Here is a 22,207-nt window from a genome sequence, read left to right as displayed (position 1 = left end):
AGGATGTTTCGCTCAAATGGCCCATTCAATTGCCTGCTTGTTGACGAGGATCAAACCGCCATCAACACAATCGAGATGTAGTTCCTTGTGCACGAGGGAGGAGCGCATCAATGGCGGATGCAAGGATTCTCGTGGTCTACTATTCTCGGACCGGAACGACACGCAAGGTTGCCAAATCACTCGCGGCTGCATTGCATTGTGACAGCGAAGAGGTCGTCGAGACCGGCAGCCGAAGCGGGATGTTTGGCTATCTGCGGTCCGTGATCGATGCGCGACGGCAGGTTCCATCGCGCATCGTCGCGGGCGCTAGAGATCCATCGCTCTACGATATCATCGTGATCGGAACTCCGGTCTGGGCCTGGTCACTATCTTCGCCCGTCCGAGCCTACCTGCTGGCAAACAAGCCAAGACTTCCTGCCGTGGCATTCTTTTGTACGCTCGGCGGGGCTGGCAGCGATCAGGCCTTCGGCCAGATGCAGGAGGTCGTCGGCAAGCGTCCCGTCGGCTGTCTCTCCATCACGGCCCGCGATGTGGCATCCGAGAAATATGCGCCGCAGCTCGTAACCTTCGTTGAGACATTGCAACGGACGCTTGCGGAAGATCGCAGCACAGCGACGAGCGTGGCCTGAGTGGGTCCCGCAGATTCCTCGAAGAAGGTCCGCCAACGAGGGACCGCTTCGGAGTTCGTTGGGTAGTAGATCTCGAAATCGAGTTCCGGTCCCGGGTCGGCCGGGCCTTGGAGCACGACGCCCTGCACATGGGTCAGCCGGGTCGCAGCAATCGTACCGGCCAGCGGCGGGATTGCTGGCGGGCAATGCCCCTCCCATCCCCCTGCACCGTAACCCTTTTCCGCAGCCAAATTGGCCCCTGGTAACCCCGCATTAACCATCGCCGGGCTCTGGTAACGACGGACAATCGCGCCCGGAGCTGTCGTCGAGGCCCATAGTTTTGACATCTTGGCAGGGAATGCAGGCGGCGGCTTTGGACGAGCCCCTGCACCCCAGAAAGACAAGGCTTTGAGCGGGCTTGCCGGCCGCGCCGATGTTAGCGCGGGCATTGGGGAACCGGCCGCCATAAGCGGGCCGGGACATAGGTAACGATCGCCAAAAACGGTCACCTTGAGAGGATATTTCTAATGAATCCGGCCGACGTGGCTCAGTCTGCCCTTCCGGTTGCCGCCTCCGCCGACGTGTCGCTGATCGCGCTGTTCTGGCAGGCTCACTGGATCGTGAAATGCGTCATGCTGGGCCTGTTGTCCTGCTCGGTCTGGGTCTGGGCCATCGCGATCGACAAGATCTTCCTCTATGCCCGCACCCGCCGCTCGATGGACCGGTTTGAGCAGGCCTTCTGGTCCGGCGAGTCGATCGAGGAGCTCTATCGCACGCTCTCGGCCAAGCCGACCCATTCGATGGCGGCCTGTTTCGTTGCGGCGATGCGTGAGTGGAAACGCTCGTTCGAGAGCCATGCCCGCTCGGTCGCAGGGCTCCAGATGCGCATCGACAAGGTCATGAACGTCTCGATCGCCCGCGAGGTCGAGCGGCTGGAACGCCGCCTGCTGGTGCTCGCGACCGTCGGCTCCGCCGGCCCCTTCGTCGGCCTATTCGGCACGGTCTGGGGCATCATGTCGAGCTTCCAGTCGATCGCGGCGTCGAAAAATACCTCTTTGGCGGTGGTGGCGCCCGGTATCGCGGAGGCGCTGTTTGCGACCGCGGTCGGCCTTATTGCCGCAATTCCTGCCACTATTTTCTACAATAAGTTCACTTCCGAGGTGAACCGGCAGGCCCAGCGGCTCGAGGGCTTCGCTGATGAATTTTCAGCCATCCTGTCCCGCCAGATCGACGAGCGGGGCTGACGGACGGCATGTATAGTGTGAAGGCGAGATTGGGCACCAAGCCATGGGCATGAACGTTGCCAGTTCGTCCGGAGGCGGCGGGCGCCGCAGCCGGCGCAAGCCGGTCATGGCCGAGATCAACGTCACGCCGATGGTCGACGTGATGCTGGTGCTGCTCATCATCTTCATGGTGTCGGCACCGCTGCTCACCGTCGGCGTGCCGCTCGACCTGCCGCAGACCCAGGCCAAGAGCCTCGAGCAGAACGACCAGAAGCCGATCCAGATGTCGGTCGACATCAAGGGCAAGGTGTTCATCAACGACCAGGAGATCGCGATCAACGAACTGATCCCCAAGCTGAAGGCGATCACGGACGCGCGCGGCGGTCTCGAGGAGCGCATCTATCTCCGCGCCGACAAGAAGGCGGATTACGGCACGGTCGCCAAGGTGATGGGCCTGCTGTCGGGCGCGGGATTCAAGAAGCTGGCGCTCGTCACCGAAGCGGATCAGGGGTCTTAGGCCAGTGAAGGTGAACGTCGACAAGACACTCGTTGCGTCGATTGTCCTCCACGTCCTCGTGCTGGGATGGGGCCTGCTCACCTTTAGCAGCAAGGCCTACATCGCGCCGGAGGAGTCGCTCCCGGTCGACATCATCTCGACAGATCAGCTCGCGCAGATGATGTCGGGGCAGAAGACCGGCGACAAGAAAGAGCCGAAGCCCAAGGTCGAGAAGGTCGCCGAGGCCAAGCCCGAGGAAGATTCCGTCGGCAAGGTCACCGAGAAGAAAGAGCTGATCAAGACCAACTCGACCCCGGATACGCCGCCGCCGCCGAAGCCTGTCGAAAAGCCGGTCGAGAAGAAGCCCGATCCGCCGAAGCCCGTTGCGGAGACCAAGCCGAAGGAAGAGCCGAAGCCGCAGGAGAAGAAGCCTGACCCGGCCAAGGAAGATCCGATCGCCGAGCTCCAGAAGAAGCTGGACACCAAGAAGCCGCCGCCCAAGCCCGTGGAGCAGAAGGTTGCCGCGGTGCAGCCGCAGCCGAAACCGAAGGAGCGCACCTTCGATCCCGCGCAGATCGCCCGCGACCTCGACAAGCGTGCCGCGACCCGGCATGAGCTCACGGGCTCAGCGCTGAATGCGTCGGCGTCGCTGGGCTCGACGTCAGGGACAGCCGCCAACAACATCGCGACCTGGCAAGGTGCATTCCAGGGCGCGGTCAAACGCTGCTTCACGCCCACCTATAACGGGCAGGACGCCAATTTGTATGAAGCCGACATCGACATTCCCATGAAGATCGACGGATCGCTCGCCTCCGAGCCCGTCATCGTCGCGGTGCGCGGACCGTCGCGGTCCATCGCGCAGGCCGTGGCAGAGAGCGCCAAGCGCGCCATCGTGCAGTGCCAAGTCTATTCGTTCCTGCCGAAGCAGCAATACGACAGCTGGAAGCTCATTCCGATGACTTTCGGCCTGAAAGACATGTTGTGACATCCGGACAAAAGAATTTTGCAATGAATGACGTTCGATCGATGAACCGCCGCCGCTTCATGACTCTGACCGGGTCTACGCTTGCGTTGCTCGGGGGTGGACAGGCCTTCGCCCAGCAACCGCAGCAAGGCCGTCTCCGCATCGATCCCACCGAGTTTCGGCCGATCCCGATCGCGATCACGAATTTCGTGCCCGGCTCGCCCGCTGACGGCGAGGTCAGCAATGGCGTCACCCAGGTCATCACCAACAATCTGAAGCGCTCGGGCCTGTTTGCCCCGATCGACCAGGCCGCCTTCATCGAGCGCATCAGCAACATCGACGTCGCGCCGCAATTCCAGAACTGGAAGACGCTCAACGCCCAGGCCCTCGTCACCGGCCGCATGACGCGGCAGCAGGACGGCCGCCTCAAGGCCGAATTCCGCTTGTGGGACGTGGTGACCGGCCAGCAGCTCGCGGGCCAGCAATATTTCACCTCGCCGGAATATTGGCGCCGCATCGCCCACATCATTTCCGACCAGATCTACGAGCAGATGACCGGCGAGAAGGGCTATTTCGATAGCCGCGTCGTGTTCGTCGACGAGACCGGGCCGAAGGAGCGCCGCGTCAAGCGGCTCGCCATGATGGACCAGGACGGTGCCAATGTGCGCTACCTCACCCGCGGCTCCGACCTCGTGCTGACGCCGCGCTTCTCGCCGAACTCGCAAGAGATCACATACATGGAGTTCGGGCAGGGCGACCCGAAGGTCTATCTGTTCAACATTGAGACCGGCCAACGCGAGATCGTCGGCAACTTCCCAGGCATGACCTTTGCGCCGCGCTTCTCGCCGGACGGCCAGCGCGTCATCATGAGCCTGCAGCAGGGCGGCAATTCCAACCTGTTTGTGATGGATCTGCGCTCGCGCTCGACCACGCGCCTCACCGATACGCCGGCGATTGACACGTCTCCGTCCTATTCGCCCGACGGCACCCGCATCTGCTTCGAATCCGATCGCGGCGGCCGTTCGCAGATCTATGTGATGGCGGCGGGCGGCGGACAGGCGCAGCGCATCTCCTTCTCGAAGGACGACAACAATGCCACCTATTCGACGCCGGTGTGGTCGCCGCGCGGCGACTACATCGCCTTCACCCGGCAAGGTGGCGGGCAGTTCTCGATCGGCGTCATGAAGCCTGATGGCAGTGGCGAGCGGCTGCTCACGTCCGGCTTCCACAACGAAGGCCCGACCTTTTCGCCGAACGGACGCGTGGTGATGTTCTTCCGCGATCCCGGCGGCAATTCCGGACCGTCGCTGTTCAGCGTCGATATCTCCGGTCGCTTTGAACAAAAGGTGCCGACGCCCGGCTTCGCCTCCGATCCGGCGTGGTCGCCGTTGCTCTCAGCGACCGCGGGCCAGTAGCTCGATCGCGCGCTGGGAAGCGCGCGATCTATTTCGAAAAATCCGCGAACTTTTCGGCTTTCTGCATGCGCGGCAAGCTTTCCTTCATCTTGTGCCCGGCAAGGCTTGCCTAGTTGCTTGATTTTTCAGCAGAAACAGTTTCGCTATTGCCGAAAAACAACTCGACTTTAACGATGTTCCCTCAGAAAGGCTTCATCTGCTGTGGGTAAAAGTACGCGCCAAACAGGACGCGCGTACAAACCAAAATGCAGTTCGCAGACCAGACCGGCGGGATTGATCAAAAGCCCACGAAGCTTTCGGCGGCGCTGATCGATTCGCTGTTCGAGGCGTCCGGCCCGCTGCTTGCGGGCATCGTCTTCGTCGCCTTTGCGGCGGGCATGACCGCGCTGAAGACGGGACAAACCCTGCTCTGGGGATGCGTCCTGTTTCTTGTCGTTGCGGGCGCGATCCGTGTGTTCGATCTTCGACGCTTCGATCCCCGCAAGTCGGATCTCACGGCTGAAGAAGCCGGCAAGTGGCAGCAGCGCTATCGCATCGGAGCGCTGATTCAGGCGGCTGCGATCGGCACCTGGTGCTCGACCGCCTTGTTGAGCAACGACGATGCCGTCGTCCATCTCATTGCGCTGTCCGTCACCACCGGGATCGTGGCGGGAGGCGCGGGCAGGGCGTACGGACGGCCATCGATATTTCACCAGCAGGCGCTGCTGCAATTCGGTCCCGCGGTGATCGCCCTCGCGGTCCGCGGCACGCCCTATTACATCGCGATGGCGTTCGTGAGCGCGGCGTTCCTGCTGGCGATCATGCAGCTTTCGGGCAATCTGCACAAAATCTTCATGCGGGCCGTCGTGGCCCGCGAACGAGAATCGGCGCTCGCTGGCCAGTTCGATACTGCCCTGAACAACATGCCGCACGGTCTGTGCATGTTCCGCGTCGACCGGCAGCTCGCAGTGATGAATCACCGGTTCAGCGACATGCTGGATCTCCCCGATGGTCTCGTCCGGAGCGGCTCGACCGCGCGTGACATCCTGTCCGCGTGCGTCAGCTCGGGCTCCATCTCGGCCGCAAGCGGCGAGATGATCGTCGCCGAGATCGAGAACGCGCATGCGAACCAGATCGTGACTGTCGATCCCGATGCTGAGAGAAACCGGTCATTGTCCTGGACGGTCCAGCCGATGGCCGACGGCGGCGCGGTGGTCCTTCTCGAGGACGTCACCGAGCGGCGCAATGCCGAGGCCAAGATCACCCATCTGGCTCGTTACGACGAATTGACCGCGCTTCCCAATCGCGTGCATTTCCGCAACGAGATCGAATCGCTGCTGGCGGCCTCGCACCATAGCGCGCGGCTGTCCGCGCTTCTGTTCATCGACCTCGACCAGTTCAAGCAGGTCAACGACACGCTCGGCCACCCCTGTGGCGACCAGCTCCTCTGCGCGGTTGCCAACCGCCTGCGCGAGATGCTGCGGCCGGAGGATTTCGTCGCCCGCTTCGGCGGGGACGAGTTTGTCGTATTCCAGCAGAATATCAGCGTGCCAGAGGATGCCGCGAGCCTTGCCCGCCGAATCGTCGAGCGCCTGAGCGAGCGCTACCGCATCGACAATCATCTGGTCGAGATCGGCGCCAGCATCGGCATCGCGCTGACCTCGCCGGAGGGCGCCAGCGCCGATACGCTGCTCAAGAACGCCGACATGGCGCTTTACCGTGCCAAGGCCGACGGCCGCGGCACGTTCTGTTTCTTCCGCGACGAGATGGCGGCAACCGCGGAAGCGCGACGCATCCTCGAGCTCGACCTGCGCAAGGCGCTCGCCAACGAGGAATTCGAGCTGTTCTACCAGCCGCTGGTCAATCTGAAGTCCGGCAAGATCTCCACCTGCGAGGCGCTGCTGCGCTGGAATCATCCGGTGCGCGGCACGGTCTCGCCGGTCGACATCATCCCGGTTGCCGAGGACATGGGCCTGATCGTCGATCTCGGCCGCTGGATCCTGCGCCGTGCCTGCATGGAATGCATGAAGTGGCCGGAGGGTGTCAGCGTCGCCGTCAACTTCTCGCCGCAGCAATTCCACCAGCGCGACGTGCTGAGCGAGATTCGCTACGCGCTCGAAGTGTCGGGCCTGCCGGCGCATCGGCTCGAGATCGAGATCACCGAATCGTCACTGCTGCGCAATACGCAGCTCACGCACGACATTCTCTCGCAGCTGCATGCGCTCGGCGTGCGCATCTCGCTGGACGATTTCGGCACCGGCTATTCGAGCCTCAGCTATCTGCACAACTTCCCGATGCAGAAGGTCAAGATCGACCGGTCCTTCCTGGAAGGGATCGACACCGACCGGCCGCTGACGCTGTTGCGCGGCGTGGCGCGGCTGTCGGCCGACCTCGGCATGGCCGTGGTGGTCGAGGGCATCGAGACCAACGAGCAGCTCGAGCTGATCAGCGCCGACGGCACCGTGTCCGAAGGGCAGGGCTACCTGTTCAGCCGACCGGTTCCGGCCGTCCGTATCAGGCAATTGCTCAGTGCCTCGCATGGCAAGCGCGTGCAGGAGCAGCTGATCGTCGTCTCCTCACGCTCGCTCGGGTAAGTTCCCGCGCATCCGCTCATCGCTATTTTCCCAATATTTCCAAGTATTTCGCGAAGCAGTTGCGAGCCACAACCCTTAACCCTAACAGTTCTAACCCTTTGCAATTGTGTTAAGGAACCTTTAATCTTTTGCGTACTCGCGGAAGTTGATTGGAAGTTTTGGAGTAGCGGATGTCGTCTCAACCCGAGCTGCGCAGGCCGTCGCAAATGCGCGGAGCAGCGTTGTTCGATCGCACCGACTACAGGCTGATCGAGACTCCCGAAGACAGAGCTGAGATCTACCATCTGCGCTACAAGGCGTATTTGAACGGCGGATTGATCTTGCCGTCCGAGTCGGAGCAGGTCCGCGACGTCTATGATGACGCGCCCAATGTCTGGATCTTCGGCGTTTACGTCGATGGGCAGCTGTGCAGCTCGGTCCGCATCCACGTCCTGACGAGCGAATGCAGGATGTCCTATTCGACCGAATTGTACGGCGATCATCTCCACGCGCGCCTCGATCGGGGCGAGGTTTTCGTCGATCCGGCGCGGCTTGCCGCCGATCCCGAGAAGGCCAGGCGGCTTCCGGAACTGCCCTATCTCACCCTGCGGCTGGCCTATCTGGCTTGCGAATATTTCAATGCCGATACCGGTCTTGCGATGGTGCGGCCCGATCACCAGCCGTTTTACCGGCGCGTGTTCTTGCATGAGCCGGTCGCCGAACCTCGCGCATTTCCCGGCTGGCACACGATGAAGACGTCGTTGATGGCGTCCGATTTCAAGAATCTTCGGGAGAAGGTGCTGACGCGCTTTCCCATCATGCGCTCAAGCGCGTTCGAACGGCGGATGCTGTTCGAGCGTAACAGCCAGCCCCAGGCTCTGTCCCGGCCTGTGCTCGTTCAAGCGCCGCTCAGTCCCGCCAGCCTGGTCTGACCGGCACTGTTCCGGGCCGTTGGCGCGCCTTGCGCAGCCCGCCAAAGCCCGTAATGGCCCGGAATTCGATGATTTTGCCGGCTCATGCGGCTTGCCTTCACCCTTGCGCCACATTTACAACCCATTAACCACAATGGGTGCTTTTCGCTGGTTGGGGGCATTTGACCGGCTGAGGCAAGGTTCCGATAAGGTTGACGGAACGTTCGCTTAACCAACCCCCTGTAGACCGGACAGCAGTGGACGAACGTGAGCGTGGAGGCTCCGGAATGACTAATCCTATGCGTATCCTCCAGGGATTGAAGCTGGCCGCGGTGGTTGCCATCGCGCTGTCGATGGGGGCGTGTGCCAAGACCAATGCAGGTCTGGACGCCAATGCGAGTGCGGCGACCCCGGGCAGCCAGCAGGATTTCGTGGTGAACGTGGGCGACCGCGTGTTCTTCGAGAGCGACCAGACCGATCTGACCCCGCAGGCGATCGTGACCCTGGAGAAACAGGCGCAGTGGCTGCAGACCTATCCGCGCTACTCCTTCACCATCGAAGGTCACGCCGACGAGCGCGGCACCCGCGAATACAACATCGCGCTCGGCGCCCGCAGAGCCCAGTCGGTGCGTTCGTTCCTCACCTCGCGCGGCATCGATCCGAACCGCATGCGCACGATCTCCTACGGCAAGGAGCGCCCGGTCGCCGTGTGTAACGACATCTCCTGCTGGTCGCAGAACCGTCGTGCTGTGACCGTGCTGAACGCGAGCTCCTGACGTCCAGTCAGCCGCTGTTCATCTTTGGAAACCGAATATGCCGGCGCCCTCACGGGCGCCGGTTTCGTTTCAGCCAACTGTGACCGAAAGGGCGTGGTGCCAGTCACATTTTTGGCGTAGTGCCTTTCAATGTGTCGCGCCTCGCGTGTTCCGTCGCAGATTTTGTTTTCGTCGTCAGGGCAAGATGTCATCCAGATCCAAGGGAATTACCGGCATCGTGGCATTGGCCGCGCTGCTCTCTTTGTCCGCGCCCGCATTCGCGCAGACCGACGATGATCCTGAGATGCGGATCGAGCGGCTGGAGAACCAGCTGCGCCAGCTCACCGGCCAGAACGAAGAGCTGCAATATCGCAACCGCCAGCTCGAGGATCGCATCCGTCAGCTCGAGGGCGGCGCGCAAGGTGCTGCGCCCGGCCAGCCGCCGGCCCAGCCCAATGTCGCGGGCGTCCCGCCGGCTCAGGTCACCCCCGGCTATCGCCAGCAGCCGCCGCAGCAACAGGCGGTGCAGCAGCCGAACTATCAGCAACCGAATTACCAGCAGCCTCCGGGCGCGGCGCCCGCGCCGATCGTTCAGGAGCAGCCGGGCCCGGGTGCTCCCGGCACGCGCCGCCGCGGCGACGCGTTCGACCCGAGCCAGACCCCGAATGCGCCCGGTGCGCCGCGCGCGCTCGGCGGCGGCCAGCAGCCGATGCCGGCGGGTGCTCCGCTCGATCTCTCCAACAACGGACAATATCCGCAAGGAGCAGCTCCCGCACAGCCCGGCTATCCGCCGGCCCAGCAGCAGGGCTATCCCGCGCAAGGTGGCGGTCCTGCGCTCGCGACCCTGCCGCCCTCGGCCACGCCCCGCGACGAGTTCGACCTCGGCATCGGCTACATGCAGCGCAAGGACTACGCGCTCGCCGAGCAGACCATGAAGAATTTTGCCGCGAAATATCCTGGTGACCCGCTGCTTGGCGACGCGCAATACTGGCTCGGTGAAAGCTATTTCCAGCGCCAGCAATATCGCGATTCCGCCGAGGCCTTCCTTGCCGTCACCACGAAGTACGACAAATCGGCCAAGGCGCCGGATGCGCTGTTGCGGCTCGGCCAGTCGCTCGCCGCGCTGAAGGAAAAGGAAGCTGCCTGCGCCGCCTTCGGCGAGGTCGGCCGCAAATATCCGCGTGCCTCCGCCGGCGTGAAGGCCGCGGTCGACCGCGAGCAGAAGCGGGTGAAGTGCTGATCTGCGGCGTTTGCGGACTGACAACGCGGCCGATGCTGCGCTAGATTTGACGGCCATCCGCCGCGATTGCCGGGCCGCGTCATGTCAGACGACGACAATTCTCCGATCTCCGCGCGCGCGGCGAAGCAGCTCTTCGCCGAGCTCCGAAGCGCGTCGGCGCTCGTGCTCGCGGTCTCCGGCGGGCCTGATTCGGTCGCGCTGATGTGGCTGGCGGCACGCTGGCGGCGCAGCCTCGCCCGCGGCCCTGATATCACCGTCGTCACCGTCGATCACGGTCTGCGCAAGGAGGCGGCGCGCGAAGCGCGCGAGGTCAAGCGGCTCGCCACTGAACTTGGCCTTGCACACCGGACCCTGCGCTGGCGCGGCACAAAGCCGAAGGCAGGATTGCCCGCCGCCGCGCGCGAGGCCCGCTATCGCCTGCTCGCGCAAGCCGCGCGCGCTGCCGGCGCAAGCCACGTGCTGACCGCGCACACCCGCGACGACCAGGCCGAGACGCTGCTGATGCGGCTCTTCCGCGGCAGTGGCATCGCCGGACTGTCGGCGATGGCGCGCCTCACCAGGCGCGACGGCCTCGTGCTGGCGCGCCCGTTGCTCGATGTTCCGAAATCGCAACTGATCGCAACCTTGAGGCGGGCCCGGATCGGCTTCGCTGAAGATCCCACCAACGGCGACACGGCGTTCACGCGCCCGCGGCTGCGCGCGCTGCTGCCGCAGCTTGCCGCCGAGGGCGGCGATATCAGAACCTTGGCGCGGCTCTCGGCGCGGCTCGCCCGCGCCAACGCGGCAGTCGACGTGCTGACCGACGGTGCCGAGCGCTTCCTCAGCTTGCGGGATCGCGGCCAACGGCCGCAGCCGGGCATTCGCAGTTTTGAGGCTTCGGCCTTCGCCGCCCTGCCGGAGGAAGTCCGGCTGCGGCTCCTGCTGCGGGCCATCGACGCGATCGGGCACGAAGGACCGGCGGAACTCGGCAAGGCCGAAACCCTGCTGGCCGCGCTTGATCAGGCGATGGGGGCGGGGTCCCGTGCACCCGCCAATGGCCGTGCCATCCTGAAGCAGACCGTTCTCAAGCAGACCCTTGCGGGAGCCTTGATCAGCCTTGCCGGGGGGCGTATCCACATCGCGCCTGCGCCGGCCCGGCGGTCCCCAAGGAGATCTCAAAGGGACGTAAAGGGCAGATGAGGGCGGATCATGACACCGGCCATTTGCCTGATCTGCTGTCAGGACACCTTAACCAGGCAGGAAAAACCCCGGCTCTGGTGCCATTATTTCAGCGGGAATCGCTCTAAGATGGGCTAAATAGTCCCATCTCGTTCCCTTGGCAGCGAGCGGGGCGGCACCTAAATTGTATACGTCTAACGATGAGGATTCCTTGGGGATTTCCTCGTACTGCCCCAAGGATGAGGCCGCGATCCGCGCGACCACGAAGGAAGATCGATGAACGCCAATCTGCGCAATTTCGCCCTCTGGGTCATCATTGTTTTGCTGCTGTTGGCGTTGTTCACGCTCTTCCAGAATCCGGGTCAACGCACGTCCTCGCAGGACATCGCGTTCTCGCAGCTCTTGAGCGAGGTCGACCAGGGCCATGTCCGCGACGTCGTGATCCAGGGCCCCGATATTCACGGCACCTTCACCAACGGCTCGAGCTTCCAGACCTATGCGCCGAGCGATCCGACGCTGGTGAAGCGCCTCTATGACAGCAAGGTGCAGATCACCGCGAAGCCGCCCGGCGACAACGTGCCGTGGTTCGTCTCTCTGCTGGTCTCCTGGCTGCCCTTCATCGCGCTGATCGGCGTGTGGATCTTCCTGTCGCGGCAGATGCAGGGCGGCGCCGGCAAGGCGATGGGCTTCGGCAAGTCGCGTGCGAAGATGCTGACCGAGGCGCATGGCCGCGTCACCTTCGAGGACGTCGCTGGCGTCGACGAGGCCAAGCAGGACCTGCAGGAGATCGTCGAATTCCTCCGCGACCCCGGCAAATTCCAGCGCCTCGGCGGCCGCATTCCGCGCGGCGTGCTGCTGGTCGGCCCTCCCGGCACCGGCAAGACCCTGATCGCGCGTGCGGTCGCGGGCGAAGCCAATGTGCCGTTCTTCACCATTTCGGGTTCTGACTTCGTCGAGATGTTCGTCGGCGTCGGCGCCTCTCGCGTGCGCGACATGTTCGAGCAGGCCAAGAAGAACGCGCCCTGCATCATCTTCATCGACGAAATCGACGCGGTCGGTCGTCACCGTGGCGCCGGCCTCGGCGGCGGCAACGACGAGCGCGAGCAGACGCTGAACCAGTTGCTGGTCGAGATGGACGGCTTCGAGGCGAACGAGGGCGTGATCCTGATCGCCGCGACCAACCGTCCCGACGTGCTCGATCCCGCGCTGCTGCGTCCGGGCCGCTTCGACCGCCAGGTCGTGGTGCCGAACCCCGACGTCGTCGGCCGCGAGCAGATCCTCAAGGTGCATGTCCGTAAAGTTCCGCTGGCGCCCGATATCAACCTCAAGACCATCGCGCGCGGCACTCCGGGCTTCTCCGGCGCCGACCTCATGAATCTCGTCAACGAAGCAGCCCTCACCGCTGCGCGCCGCAACAAGCGCATGGTGACCCAGGCCGAGTTCGAGGAAGCCAAGGACAAGGTGATGATGGGCGCCGAGCGCAAGTCGCTCGTCATGACCGAGGAAGAGAAGCTGCTGACGGCCTATCACGAAGGCGGCCACGCCATCGTCGGCCTCAACGTGCCCGCGACCGATCCCATCCACAAGGCGACCATCATCCCGCGCGGCCGTGCGCTGGGCATGGTCATGCAGCTCCCCGAGCGCGACAAGCTGTCGATGTCGCTGGAGCAGATGACCTCGCGCCTCGCCATCATGATGGGCGGCCGCGTCGCCGAAGAGCTGATCTTCGGCCGCGAGAAGGTCACCTCGGGCGCCGCCTCCGACATCGAGCAGGCCACGCGCCTTGCCCGGATGATGGTGACGCGCTGGGGCCTCTCGGAAGAGCTCGGCACCGTCTCCTACGGCGAGAACCAGGACGAGGTCTTCCTGGGCATGTCGGTTTCCCGCACGCAGAACGCCTCTGAAGCGACCGTGCAGAAGATCGACTCCGAGATCCGCCGCCTGGTCGAGGAAGGCTACAAGGAAGCGACCCGCATCCTCACCGAGAAGCACGCCGACCTCGAAGCGCTGGCCAAGGGCCTGCTCGAGTTCGAAACGCTCAGCGGCGATGAGATCGTCGACCTGCTCAAGGGCAAGAAGCCGAACCGCGAGTCCGTGCTGGAGCCGGCCACGCCGCGCGCCTCCGCCGTGCCCCCGGCCGGCAAGTCGCGGCCGCGTCCCGATCCGGATCCCGGCCTGGAGCCCCAGCCGCAGGCGTAACGCTTCGGCGATGGCCGGATATTCCGGTAAACCCGTTGTGCAAAAGCTCGGCATCAAGCCGGGCTTTTGTATTTTGGTGGACGGCCTTGCGACGCCTTATCGCGACGTCGTCGGCGAGCTCCCTGACGGAGTGAGCATCGCAAAAGCCGTCAAGGCCCCGCTCGACATGGTGCATCTCTTCGCCGCCGAGGCCAAAGGCCTCGCCGCCAAGCTGCGCCTCTACCGCAAGGCGATCGCGCCCAACGGAATGATCTGGGCATCCTGGCCGAAGAAGGCGTCGGGCGTCACGACAGACGTCACCGAGGCCCTGGTGCGCGAGACCGCGCTTGCCACCGGCCTCGTCGATATCAAGATCTGCGCGGTCAACGACGTCTGGTCCGGCCTCAAGCTCGTGATCCCCGTGAAGGACCGAGCGAAGTAGCACCGCTTTCGTAGGGTGGGCAAAGGCGCGGAGCGCCGTGCCCACGATCTCTCGCCAATCGCGACAGGTGGTGGGCACGCTACGCTTTGCCCACCCTACGAGGGTGATTGCTCGCACTGACGATGTGAGCCCTATCGCGGCCCCTCACTCGGCCAGCCGAAGCCAGACGTCCTTGCTCGCTAGCGTGCCGTCGGGGGTGGCGATCTCCAGGTCCACGACGTGCAAGGAGTGGTCTCCGTAGACATATTTCAGGTGCCAGATCAGGCCCAGGTCGGGCGTGATGACGAAGTCATCGAGCCCGTCGGTCATCGCCCGAACGGCTTCCCGGTGCGTCAGCGGCGCCGAAAACATCGCATCGATCAGATTGGCGAGGCTCATGCCTTCGACCAGCATCATGCGCGCGATGTCGTCACCATGGACGTGGCGGAGCGCTGATACGATAACGGCGATGGCGTCCGGGTTTTTCATGACACAGTTTACTTCAGGCCATTTGCGTAGCCCCGATCTGGCTGCATTGAGCCGCGTCAGGCACGAGGCCGACGTAGCCCGGATGGAGCGTAGCGTAATCCGGGATCGGTACTCTAGAGAAGGCCCCGGATCGGGCGGAGCCTGTCATCGGGCGGCGCTTCGCGCCGACCCGTTGGATCCATCCGGGCTACGGCCGCTCCTCTGTTGCTGCGCCTTCCATATCGTCCCGCACATGCGCAAGAGGCCCGGCCGATCGGGATCGAATCTGCGGCACGCGCTCTCTCACTTGCGCACGCGCCACACCGTCCAGCCGGGTTTTGACACGGCCTGTATGGGCTCCAGATAGTCCGGAGCTTCGCCGCGGCCGAGATGTGCGGCAAGGCCCTCCGGTGCGATGCGAACGAGATCCTCCTGATCGAAGGAGCCGTTGCACGTCAGGATGTAGTCGACCTGCCGCGCGCGGAGCAGGGCGCGGGCGGCCTCAGGTGTTGCCGTCATCGCATGCACCATGGCGAGGTTGCCGTCATTATTGCGGTGGTAGGGACCGGCGAAGACGGAGTGCTCCGTCGCGGCCAGGATCGCAGAACCGGAATCGATCGGCGCCATCACGCGTCCGGGAGGCAGGCCGGCGAGCGGCGCGGCGCTGGAGATGGTCTGACAGGACGCGGCGGGATCGGGCATCGCGATCTTCTGTCCGCTCGTGCCGGCGGCGAGCGCCGGCCAGACCGCAAGTCCGATGCCTCCAAGTGTGGCGGGCGACACCAGCAACGCCACACGCACCAGCCGCCAACCGGCCACGATGTCAGTGCGAAGCCGGACAATTCCGGCGACGCACAGCGGGGCGGCGACGATATTGGCCGCGGCAGCGCCACGCAATTCCCACAGGCTCTCGCCGACCAGCGCTGCAAGCGTGACGGTCGAAACGATCCAGCGAAAGCGCGTTTGCGGCGTGCAGCCGATCATGGCAACAACACACAGGCCGAGCGTCAGCAAGGGAAACGCATAATAGCCGAGCAGCTTTTGCGGCTGCATCTGTGCCAGTTCAGTCAGCGGCATGGTCTCGACGACGCGGTCAAGCCAGAAGCTGACAAGCAGGGGATCGACCTGCGCATAGGGCGACGCAACGCAGCTCGGATACGATCTGTAGAATGCGCCCAGCAGCAGCGCGCCGGCGAGCGCGCTCGCCGCCAGCCGCGCCCACACGGGCCCGCGTATGCGGGCAACACCGGCAACCGCGAGCAGGGCGACGCCGCCGCCCGCACACAACAGCAAGATGGGCCCGCCAAAGGCATCGCAGACGGGCCTGGCGAGACTGTTCATCGGGAGCAGCAGCAGCGCCAGCAGCAGCGACGACCCGGCAAGGCCTGCACCAAAGGCACAGGCGGGGCGCAGGACTTCACTGCCTTTCCACACCAGCAGCCCCACAACGGTCGCGCTCGCCAGGGCTATGGCGGGCAGCATTTCCAATCCGACCGACAGCGAAAGCGCGGCGCACAACCCAGCCAAAGCCGCCTTGTCCGCGCGGTGTTCCAGGTCGGAGATGCAGAGCACGAAGCCGAGCAGCAGCACGATCTGTAGATTGTGATGATCGATCGCGCCGGAGCGGAAGTGGATCAGGGCGGGGATCGACAGCGCCGTGATCAGGATCGCCGCAAGCTTTGCCCGCTTCCTGTCTGCAGGGGCGCATGCCTGACTTGCGATCGTCGCTGCGAGCCATAGCGCGGCGCCCATCAACAGCGACGGCCACAGCACCAGCGTAAGCCCTTCGGCAAGGTGCTGGCCGAGCAGCGGACGGAACAAGAGGATCAGCATGGCCAGGGGCGCATCGACGATGCGGGACCAGTGCATGGCAATTCCGGGCGGGTCGAGCCGGTATTGAGTCAGGTCGAACCAGCCCTGGCCGGCCAGAAGATCGCGGACTTCGACCAGACGCAGGGCGTCGTCGGTCGACAGCGTGTCGAACACACCGGTTTTGATCGCGGGAAGTCCGAGTGCGACCACGATCGTTGCCCAGGTTATCGCGAGCACGATCGCAGGCTTCGGCTCCGTGGTCGATCGTGGCACGGTCGGTGGGACGAACGGCGACATTGTCCGGCGTCTCAATTTGAGTGTGCGGGCATGGGCGTCTCGCCCGTGCTCGCCTCGTCATCCCGCACATGGATCACGGCGATGTCGTCGGCATAGAGCCGCTTCCATCCCTTGATGTGATCGAGCACCTGGGCGGCGGGGCTGTCGGCGACCAGCAGCGTGGCGTCGATCTTGTACTCTTCGAGCAGCCGCGTCAGGTTATCGAGCTTCTTGACCTCGATCGCCTTGAAGAAGTCCATCACGAACTTCTCGCCATAGAGCTCGGCGCGACCGTCGACGAAAACAGGAATGTCGCGCGAGATCAGGTAGCCGCCGAACTGGTAGGCATTGAAGATGCGCTGCGCCTTGCGTTGCTGCAGCAGGTCGACCGCGGTAACAGGCGTCTGGTTCATCGTGAATGTGAAGCGGTGATGCGACATGTAGATCGAGGTCGAGGTCCAAGCCGCGGCCGCGATCATCAGCGCGCCCATCACCGTGACATAGCGCGCGGCTCCGCTCTCGGTGCCTTGCGTGAGCTGCGGCAGCGGCGACTTCTCGCCCAGCGGCTTTGCCAGCACCAGCGGCACAAGGAAGGCAAAGGCCTCGATGCTCCTGACATGGGTGAGGCCCATCCAGGTGAACAGCAGGATCAGCAGAATGCGTGGCACCGACAGTGTGAGGCCGCGAAACAGGCCGAGGGCGATCAGGCCGAGAATCGCGCCTTCAAACGCGGAGAACGAGGCGAAATTTGCCGGCATCCATTCCGAGATGACCGAGAGCAGCTCGCCGAGGTTGAGGATGTTGGTGGCGCCCAGCAGCGTCCGCCAGCCATAGGGCGTGACGCAGGCAGCCAGCATCGCGGCGACGCCGAACAGGAACCAGCGTCCGAGAAGCCGGATCTGCTTGGCCGAATCGAGCGTCCAGATGGCTTCGAGCGCCATCGGGCCGATCAGCGCGAGGCCGAGCACGAAGCCGCCATGCAAACTCGCCCACAGCGACATCAGCGGCAGCCAGACCCAGGACGGCGTCACCTTGCGATCGGCCGCGTTCATCAGCACGCCGACCCATGCGATCATCACCGGCAGCGCCAAAATGTGCGGCCGCGCCAGGATGTGATGCAGCGACAGCAGCACTGCCAGCATCGCGAACAGAACCGAGCGCGGAATTTCAAGATGGGCGTCGAGCAGGTAAACGAAGATCGCGGCCGAGGCGGCGATCGCGAGCGCGGTGAGGATCACCGGCCCCGCCCAATCCCATCGCGCGTAGGTGATGGCGTACAGAATTTGCGACAGCCAGGAGGTCGAGATCCAGGGCTCCCCTGGCCGCGTGAACGAATAGAAATCGGTATAGGGCAGGGCGTGGTGATCGAGGATCCACTGTCCGATCTTGATCTGCCAGAACGAGTCGGAGTCCTGAAGCAGCGTGTCGCCGACATAAAGGAAGAAGAGATAGGCACCCGCGCCGACACACAGCGGCACCAGCGCTCGCGCGCGGCTCTGCACGGTGATGCTGTTGGTGAAGGAAAGCGACATGCCGCCTCGTGTTGTTCTTGGGAGCGTTGGCCGAGCGGGCGGCATTGGACCACGGCGGTCATAACTTCCAGTAAATCGGCGGGGCGATCGCGTCTGGCGCGGCATTGTTTCCGCGCAATTTAACCGATTGTTTTAGATTTCGGTTTACCATCGGCGAATACGTGTAGACCCTTCTCTGTTTGCGCAGTCGAATTAACTGCGGCGCAATTCTTTGCCCTTACGTTCGGTTCCATGGTCAGGCGGCGCTGGGAAGCCGAAGAAACCAGACCAGACCAGTTGAAGCCTCGTGTATCTTTTGGAGCAGTCTATGAAGAACCTCGTTTCGCGTTTCGTGAAGGACGAATCCGGCGCCACCGCCATCGAATACGGCCTGATCGCTGCCGGCATCGCGCTGGCGATCATCACCGTCGTCAACAACCTCGGCTCGACGCTGAACACCAAGTTCGGCTCGATCTCGACCAGCCTCAAGTAAGCTGAGACGAATTCAGAGTTCAGAGAGCCCCGTCCTCGGACGGGGCTCTTTTCGTTTGGGGGGCGCGGCGTTGAAGGTTTCGTAGGGTAGGCAAAGCGAAGCATGCCCACGTCAAGTAGATGGCACGGCGTATCCCCCGCGTCATTGCGAGCGCAGCGAAGCAATCCAGGCTGTCTCCACGGAGGGATTGCCGGATTGCTTCGCCGCGCTCGCAATGACGAGGAAGCGGGAGCCACTTTTCTCGATTGCAAAGAGAGTGTGGGCACGGCGCTACGCGCCTTTGCCCACCCTACGAGAGCTGTGGATGTGATTGATCGCGGCGCTACTCGCGCGCTTATTCCGCAAGACTCGGCTGCCACACCGCCGGTGTAGCCGGCGCTGCCGAGACCCGCGCCGTGCGGTTCATCCATTCCAGATAGGCCTTCGCGGCCCAGATCGAAGCTGCCGCCAGCGCAACACCGCCGGCGACGTCGACGATGTAATGCGCGCCGATGACAGGCGTCGCCGCGATCATCATGAGGTTGAGGGCCGCTGCGGCACCGCCGATGCGCCGCACCGGCCACAGCGCCCACATGTAGAGCACGGCGGATGCGGCGTGGAAGCTCGGAAACGAGACGATGCCGGAGAGCTTGAACAATTGCATCTCGTGCAGGCTGCCGTCGCGTAAGCCCAGGATGTCGCGCAACTGCCCGGCGTAAATGGCGGTGTTGATGTCGGGGAGGTGGGCCGCGGGCAATTGCAGTGCGTAATAGGTGCCGATCGCCGGCACGAGGGCCGAGATCGCGATGGTGATGGCGAGCGCAAGGCTCATTGCCAGCATGAACAATTGCAGCCGCACGTAGCGCGCCGTCAGCGTCAGCACGATGGGGATGGCGAGCAGGGGCCATTTGATCAGGCCGTAGCTGCGCGACAGGATGTCGGCGAGCCAGGGATGATCGTTGACGAAGCGCGCGATCGGCTCGGGATCGAGGCCGAGCGCGCGATCGATCGCGAGCAGCGCCTGATCCTGCAGCGGCCAGCCCATCTTGCCCGCGACGTAGCTGAGCGGCCCGACGATGGCGCAGGTGATGATCACTTGACCGATCGTGCCAAGCGAGAAGATCAGTTTCGGATCGGCGAGATCGCCTTTGCCGATGCGGTGGCGATAGGCAATGACGACGAAGAGCGCGGCGATTGCCAGCGTCGTGCCGTAGGCGACAGGCTCGAGCCTGAGGCCAGTGACATCAAGGCCGAGCGTCAGCAGGCTGCCCATGAACACGATGGGAAGCCAGTTCAAATGGAAGAGCTGCCAGGCGGTCTTGGCGTCCGTATCGACCATGCTGCACCGGGTTGGATCGCAGCCACAGTCGCTGGCCGGCTTTAAGACCGCGGTAAGAAGTGTGGTCAGCCGTTTACCAATGAATTCCCTGCAATTTGAGCGGTTTGCAGTGCAGCGACGCAAGTGAGGTCAGGCGTGACGCATGACGCATTTGCTGCTTGTCATCCCCCCTGAATAGTTGTTCAGTCCTTGCGGGGCGATTTGCAGCGAATTCGGTGACGAAGCGTTCGGCCGCGGGCGTGCGGCAGGCGTGGTGGGACAGGAAGCGCGCCATGGTTTATCGGCGGACGCATCAAGTGGTTAAGCGCCTTGCGGCTCGGCGCAGCGCGATCCTGGCGGCGGCAAGGGAAGCCGCAGCCGAAGGCGGCATGGCGGCGGTGCAGATCGCGCCGGTCGCCGTCCGGGCCAATGTGGCGGCCGGCACCGTCTACCGCTACTTCCCTTCCAAGGCCGAGCTGATCTCCGAACTGATTTCCGAAGTCTCCCGTGACGAGCTCGCGGCCATCAGGCGAGCGGCCGATGCCGCGCCGGGACCGTCCTCGGCGCTGGCGGCGGCCGTGACCACGGTGGCCGTCCATACCCTGTCGCAGCGGCGCCTCGCCTGGGGCATTTTGGCCGAGCCCGTCGACGTCGATGTCAGCGCCTCCCGCCTGGCCAGCCGCCGCGAGATCGCGGGCGAGATCGCCGCACGGATCGACGCTGCGGTGCGCGCGGGCCATCTGCCGGCGCAGGATACAGCGCTCGCCGCAACCGCGCTGCTCGGCGCGCTGCATGAGGCCCTGGTCGGTCCGCTCGCGCCTGACAATCTCGAAGACCCCGCCAAGATGCGCGACGCTGTCCAGACCGTGACGCTGCTGGCGCTGCGCGCCGTCGGCGTCATGGACGCCCGCGCGCGTGGTCTCGTCGTGCAGCAGACGCTGCTGCCGACGACCAAGGCGCTGGTCGGGGCTGCGGGCTGAGCCGATCGCAAAAAGGCTCTAGCCCGGGATCGACCGGTGCGCGCTGCGTCCCAGCGCGAACTGACCAACCGGTCCCTCGACGTGGAATTCGAGCCCCGTCATTTTTGCAAACAGATCAATATTGCTGGTGCCGATGGCACAGCCGCCAAGGCCCATATCGGCCGCCGCAAGGTAGAACGTCTGGATCATGCAGCCGACATCCTTCAGGACCAGCGAATATGCGATCGAGCTGTATTTCCAGGAGATCCGCCCGAAGCGCGCAGCGATCGTGATCAGGACCTGCGGCGGCCCGGATGCGTCCATGGAAAACTCGGCCGCCGCGAGAAGCGCCCGGAGCTGCTCGGGGGAGGCGTCGAGCGTGACCAGCGCGTGGCCTCCGGCGTCGTAGTGGTAAAATCCGCGCGCCAGACCCTCGCAGTTGGAGACCGCCAGATACAGCTCCAGCTCATACGCACTGCCGGCGGCCGGATACGGTCGTGAGGTGTAGGTGACCTCGGAGCCGCCGTCGACATCGGCGCCGCTCTTCCATTCCGACAACACGCGGGCCGTGGCGCCGAGAAACTGCGCAAGCTCGGGAAGCGTGACGGGATTCCGATCGTCGAAATCCCGCGTCGAATGGCGCGCGCGGAGCAACTGCACGAACGGCGACGCCGGCTCGGGCAGGGCCAATTTGTCGAGGGAGACCGACTTGCCGGGCCAAGGCGGGCGCAGCGCGGGCAGCGGCGGAACGGCGGCAGCATAGGCGTACGCGCCGCCAACCGGATCGGTATGCCGGCCCTCCGTGCTCCGCGTGTGAAATACGAGATCGTGGAAATCCCAGAGAACGAGATTGCCGTCGCCTTCGTTGACCCGAAGGCCGTCTCTGTCTTTCGTATCGAGCTTGATCAACATCCCGCTACTGAGCAGCAATCCGAGCAGACCAATGTCCAGCGCGGCCGCCTGCCTGCGAAGGTTGCTGATCTTCTGAGGCCGTGACAGGGCCGCGAGCGTGGCGGCGATGGCGGGATCGCAAATCCGGAACAGCGCGCCGGCGCGCGGCGATTCCAGCACCATCTCGTTGTCGCGCCGGCGAAGATAGGCGAAGCGCGATAAGGCGAGAGTATCGCCGTTCGACAGCTTTTCGGGTTCCGGCCAGTATTCCGCGATCTGTGGCTCGATAACGACCACGTCTCGCGCGTCTCGGGGCGAGAATAGGCGATAGTCGAGGAGCCCGTGCCGCGCCAGCCGCTGCACCAGGGCATGAACCTGCCTTGCGACGATACTTCTGCCGGTAAGGGAGGCGAGCGGTAAGCCGGTGGCGAGGGGGCCTGCGCGTTCGATCGCCGCGCGGCTGTATTGTCCGAGGTTGAGCGAAGTATCGCCGGACACGGCGGCAACGCTTCCGTCGGCCTGCATATGCAGGGAGAAACGGCCGTTCAGCCGGGCGGCGATGACGAATGCGACTTTCCT

Annotated in this window: 19 protein-coding genes; 14 read left to right on the top strand and 5 right to left on the bottom strand. The window is 64.1% G+C overall.

The window, feature by feature from the left end; translation table 11 throughout:
* Positions 1 to 110 precede the first annotated feature (110 nt).
* The 12 genes from XI06_RS40550 to XI06_RS40495 all read left to right on the top strand — a co-directional run bounded on the left by XI06_RS40550 (position 111) and on the right by XI06_RS40495 (position 13,942).
* The gene (locus XI06_RS40550; RefSeq protein ID WP_271607848.1) at positions 111 to 629 is read left to right on the top strand and encodes a flavodoxin family protein; all 519 of its coding nucleotides are present in this window, start codon (positions 111 to 113) and stop codon (positions 627 to 629) included.
* 506 nt (positions 630 to 1,135) lie between these two features.
* Complete coding sequence (tolQ, locus tag XI06_RS40545; protein WP_027532430.1) at positions 1,136 to 1,852, top strand: protein TolQ; 717 nt, start codon at positions 1,136 to 1,138, stop codon at positions 1,850 to 1,852.
* Positions 1,853 to 1,895: 43 nt separating this feature from the next.
* Complete coding sequence (gene tolR / locus XI06_RS40540) at positions 1,896 to 2,348, top strand: protein TolR (RefSeq protein WP_237862961.1); 453 nt, start codon at positions 1,896 to 1,898, stop codon at positions 2,346 to 2,348.
* A gap of 4 nt (positions 2,349 to 2,352) precedes the next feature.
* Positions 2,353 to 3,312, top strand: a complete 960-nt coding sequence (locus XI06_RS40535) for a protein TolA (RefSeq protein WP_271607847.1) — start codon at positions 2,353 to 2,355, stop codon at positions 3,310 to 3,312.
* Positions 3,313 to 3,353: 41 nt separating this feature from the next.
* A complete protein-coding gene (tolB, locus tag XI06_RS40530) occupies positions 3,354 to 4,706 on the top strand; it encodes a Tol-Pal system beta propeller repeat protein TolB (RefSeq protein ID WP_237863346.1) in 1,353 nt (450 codons plus the stop codon).
* Positions 4,707 to 4,951: 245 nt separating this feature from the next.
* Entirely contained in the window at positions 4,952 to 7,279 is a 2,328-nt protein-coding gene (locus XI06_RS40525) for a putative bifunctional diguanylate cyclase/phosphodiesterase (protein WP_237862959.1), read from the top strand.
* A gap of 170 nt (positions 7,280 to 7,449) precedes the next feature.
* The gene (locus XI06_RS40520) at positions 7,450 to 8,190 is read left to right on the top strand and encodes an N-acyl amino acid synthase FeeM domain-containing protein (protein ID WP_377802947.1); all 741 of its coding nucleotides are present in this window, start codon (positions 7,450 to 7,452) and stop codon (positions 8,188 to 8,190) included.
* Between the two features lie 266 nt (positions 8,191 to 8,456).
* Positions 8,457 to 8,945: a peptidoglycan-associated lipoprotein Pal gene (pal, locus tag XI06_RS40515; RefSeq protein WP_237862958.1), complete on the top strand. Its 489-nt coding sequence runs from the start codon at positions 8,457 to 8,459 to the stop codon at positions 8,943 to 8,945.
* Positions 8,946 to 9,129: 184 nt separating this feature from the next.
* Positions 9,130 to 10,164 carry a tol-pal system protein YbgF gene (gene ybgF / locus XI06_RS40510; protein WP_237862957.1) on the top strand — a complete coding sequence of 345 codons (1,035 nt, stop codon included), beginning with the start codon at positions 9,130 to 9,132 and terminating at the stop codon, positions 10,162 to 10,164.
* 81 nt (positions 10,165 to 10,245) lie between these two features.
* On the top strand, positions 10,246 to 11,343 hold the full coding sequence (gene tilS, locus XI06_RS40505; RefSeq protein ID WP_237890341.1) for a tRNA lysidine(34) synthetase TilS: 1,098 nt from the start codon (positions 10,246 to 10,248) through the stop codon (positions 11,341 to 11,343).
* 255 nt (positions 11,344 to 11,598) lie between these two features.
* Entirely contained in the window at positions 11,599 to 13,521 is a 1,923-nt protein-coding gene (gene ftsH, locus XI06_RS40500; protein ID WP_237862955.1) for an ATP-dependent zinc metalloprotease FtsH, read from the top strand.
* Positions 13,522 to 13,531: 10 nt separating this feature from the next.
* Positions 13,532 to 13,942: a DUF3052 domain-containing protein gene (locus XI06_RS40495; protein WP_237890342.1), complete on the top strand. Its 411-nt coding sequence runs from the start codon at positions 13,532 to 13,534 to the stop codon at positions 13,940 to 13,942.
* 144 nt (positions 13,943 to 14,086) lie between these two features.
* On the opposite strand, the gene XI06_RS40490 is transcribed toward XI06_RS40495, so the two are convergent.
* The 3 genes from XI06_RS40490 to XI06_RS40480 all read right to left on the bottom strand — a co-directional run bounded on the left by XI06_RS40490 (position 14,087) and on the right by XI06_RS40480 (position 18,009).
* Positions 14,087 to 14,410 carry a hypothetical protein gene (locus XI06_RS40490; protein WP_237862953.1) on the bottom strand — a complete coding sequence of 108 codons (324 nt, stop codon included), beginning with the start codon at positions 14,408 to 14,410 and terminating at the stop codon, positions 14,087 to 14,089.
* A gap of 282 nt (positions 14,411 to 14,692) precedes the next feature.
* Positions 14,693 to 16,498: a hypothetical protein gene (locus XI06_RS40485; RefSeq protein ID WP_271607846.1), complete on the bottom strand. Its 1,806-nt coding sequence runs from the start codon at positions 16,496 to 16,498 to the stop codon at positions 14,693 to 14,695.
* An 11-nt stretch (positions 16,499 to 16,509) separates the two neighbouring features.
* Entirely contained in the window at positions 16,510 to 18,009 is a 1,500-nt protein-coding gene (locus XI06_RS40480) for a hypothetical protein (protein WP_237862951.1), read from the bottom strand.
* Between the two features lie 307 nt (positions 18,010 to 18,316).
* Here XI06_RS40480 and XI06_RS40475 point away from each other — a divergent pair, with 307 nt between their 5' ends.
* Positions 18,317 to 18,481, top strand: a complete 165-nt coding sequence (locus tag XI06_RS40475; RefSeq protein WP_057757281.1) for a Flp family type IVb pilin — start codon at positions 18,317 to 18,319, stop codon at positions 18,479 to 18,481.
* A gap of 334 nt (positions 18,482 to 18,815) precedes the next feature.
* On the opposite strand, the gene XI06_RS40470 is transcribed toward XI06_RS40475, so the two are convergent.
* On the bottom strand, positions 18,816 to 19,799 hold the full coding sequence (locus XI06_RS40470) for a phosphatase PAP2 family protein (protein WP_271607845.1): 984 nt from the start codon (positions 19,797 to 19,799) through the stop codon (positions 18,816 to 18,818).
* A 272-nt stretch (positions 19,800 to 20,071) separates the two neighbouring features.
* On the opposite strand from XI06_RS40470, the gene XI06_RS40465 reads away from it, so the two are divergent.
* A complete protein-coding gene (locus tag XI06_RS40465; protein ID WP_237862949.1) occupies positions 20,072 to 20,758 on the top strand; it encodes a helix-turn-helix domain-containing protein in 687 nt (228 codons plus the stop codon).
* Positions 20,759 to 20,776: 18 nt separating this feature from the next.
* Here XI06_RS40465 and XI06_RS40460 read toward each other — a convergent pair whose 3' ends face one another.
* Entirely contained in the window at positions 20,777 to 22,153 is a 1,377-nt protein-coding gene (locus XI06_RS40460) for a SagB/ThcOx family dehydrogenase (RefSeq protein ID WP_237890356.1), read from the bottom strand.
* Positions 22,154 to 22,207: the final 54 nt, after the last annotated feature.

Origin of the sequence: Bradyrhizobium sp. CCBAU 11434, from assembly GCF_028128895.1 — a bacterium.
GTDB classification, from domain to species: Bacteria; Pseudomonadota; Alphaproteobacteria; order Rhizobiales; family Xanthobacteraceae; genus Bradyrhizobium; species Bradyrhizobium zhengyangense.
This window is presented reverse-complemented; position numbering and strand designations above follow the sequence as displayed.

What these genes read in the sequence shown, in the direction of transcription:
- XI06_RS40485 (WP_271607846.1), bottom strand. Translation starts at nt 16,498, where the DNA reads ATGTCGCCGTTCGTCCCACCGACCGTGCCACGATCGACCACGGAGCCG.
- ybgF (WP_237862957.1), top strand. Translation starts at nt 9,130, where the DNA reads ATGTCATCCAGATCCAAGGGAATTACCGGCATCGTGGCATTGGCCGCG.
- tolQ (WP_027532430.1), top strand. Translation starts at nt 1,136, where the DNA reads ATGAATCCGGCCGACGTGGCTCAGTCTGCCCTTCCGGTTGCCGCCTCC.
- XI06_RS40475 (WP_057757281.1), top strand. Translation starts at nt 18,317, where the DNA reads ATGAAGAACCTCGTTTCGCGTTTCGTGAAGGACGAATCCGGCGCCACC.
- ftsH (WP_237862955.1), top strand. Translation starts at nt 11,599, where the DNA reads ATGAACGCCAATCTGCGCAATTTCGCCCTCTGGGTCATCATTGTTTTG.
- tolR (WP_237862961.1), top strand. Translation starts at nt 1,896, where the DNA reads ATGGGCATGAACGTTGCCAGTTCGTCCGGAGGCGGCGGGCGCCGCAGC.
- XI06_RS40470 (WP_271607845.1), bottom strand. Translation starts at nt 19,799, where the DNA reads ATGGTCGATACGGACGCCAAGACCGCCTGGCAGCTCTTCCATTTGAAC.
- XI06_RS40490 (WP_237862953.1), bottom strand. Translation starts at nt 14,410, where the DNA reads ATGAAAAACCCGGACGCCATCGCCGTTATCGTATCAGCGCTCCGCCAC.
- XI06_RS40525 (WP_237862959.1), top strand. Translation starts at nt 4,952, where the DNA reads ATGCAGTTCGCAGACCAGACCGGCGGGATTGATCAAAAGCCCACGAAG.
- pal (WP_237862958.1), top strand. Translation starts at nt 8,457, where the DNA reads ATGACTAATCCTATGCGTATCCTCCAGGGATTGAAGCTGGCCGCGGTG.
- XI06_RS40550 (WP_271607848.1), top strand. Translation starts at nt 111, where the DNA reads ATGGCGGATGCAAGGATTCTCGTGGTCTACTATTCTCGGACCGGAACG.
- tilS (WP_237890341.1), top strand. Translation starts at nt 10,246, where the DNA reads ATGTCAGACGACGACAATTCTCCGATCTCCGCGCGCGCGGCGAAGCAG.
- XI06_RS40520 (WP_377802947.1), top strand. Translation starts at nt 7,450, where the DNA reads ATGTCGTCTCAACCCGAGCTGCGCAGGCCGTCGCAAATGCGCGGAGCA.
- XI06_RS40460 (WP_237890356.1), bottom strand. Translation starts at nt 22,153, where the DNA reads ATGCAGGCCGACGGAAGCGTTGCCGCCGTGTCCGGCGATACTTCGCTC.
- XI06_RS40495 (WP_237890342.1), top strand. Translation starts at nt 13,532, where the DNA reads ATGGCCGGATATTCCGGTAAACCCGTTGTGCAAAAGCTCGGCATCAAG.
- XI06_RS40480 (WP_237862951.1), bottom strand. Translation starts at nt 18,009, where the DNA reads ATGTCGCTTTCCTTCACCAACAGCATCACCGTGCAGAGCCGCGCGCGA.
- XI06_RS40465 (WP_237862949.1), top strand. Translation starts at nt 20,072, where the DNA reads ATGGTTTATCGGCGGACGCATCAAGTGGTTAAGCGCCTTGCGGCTCGG.
- tolB (WP_237863346.1), top strand. Translation starts at nt 3,354, where the DNA reads ATGAACCGCCGCCGCTTCATGACTCTGACCGGGTCTACGCTTGCGTTG.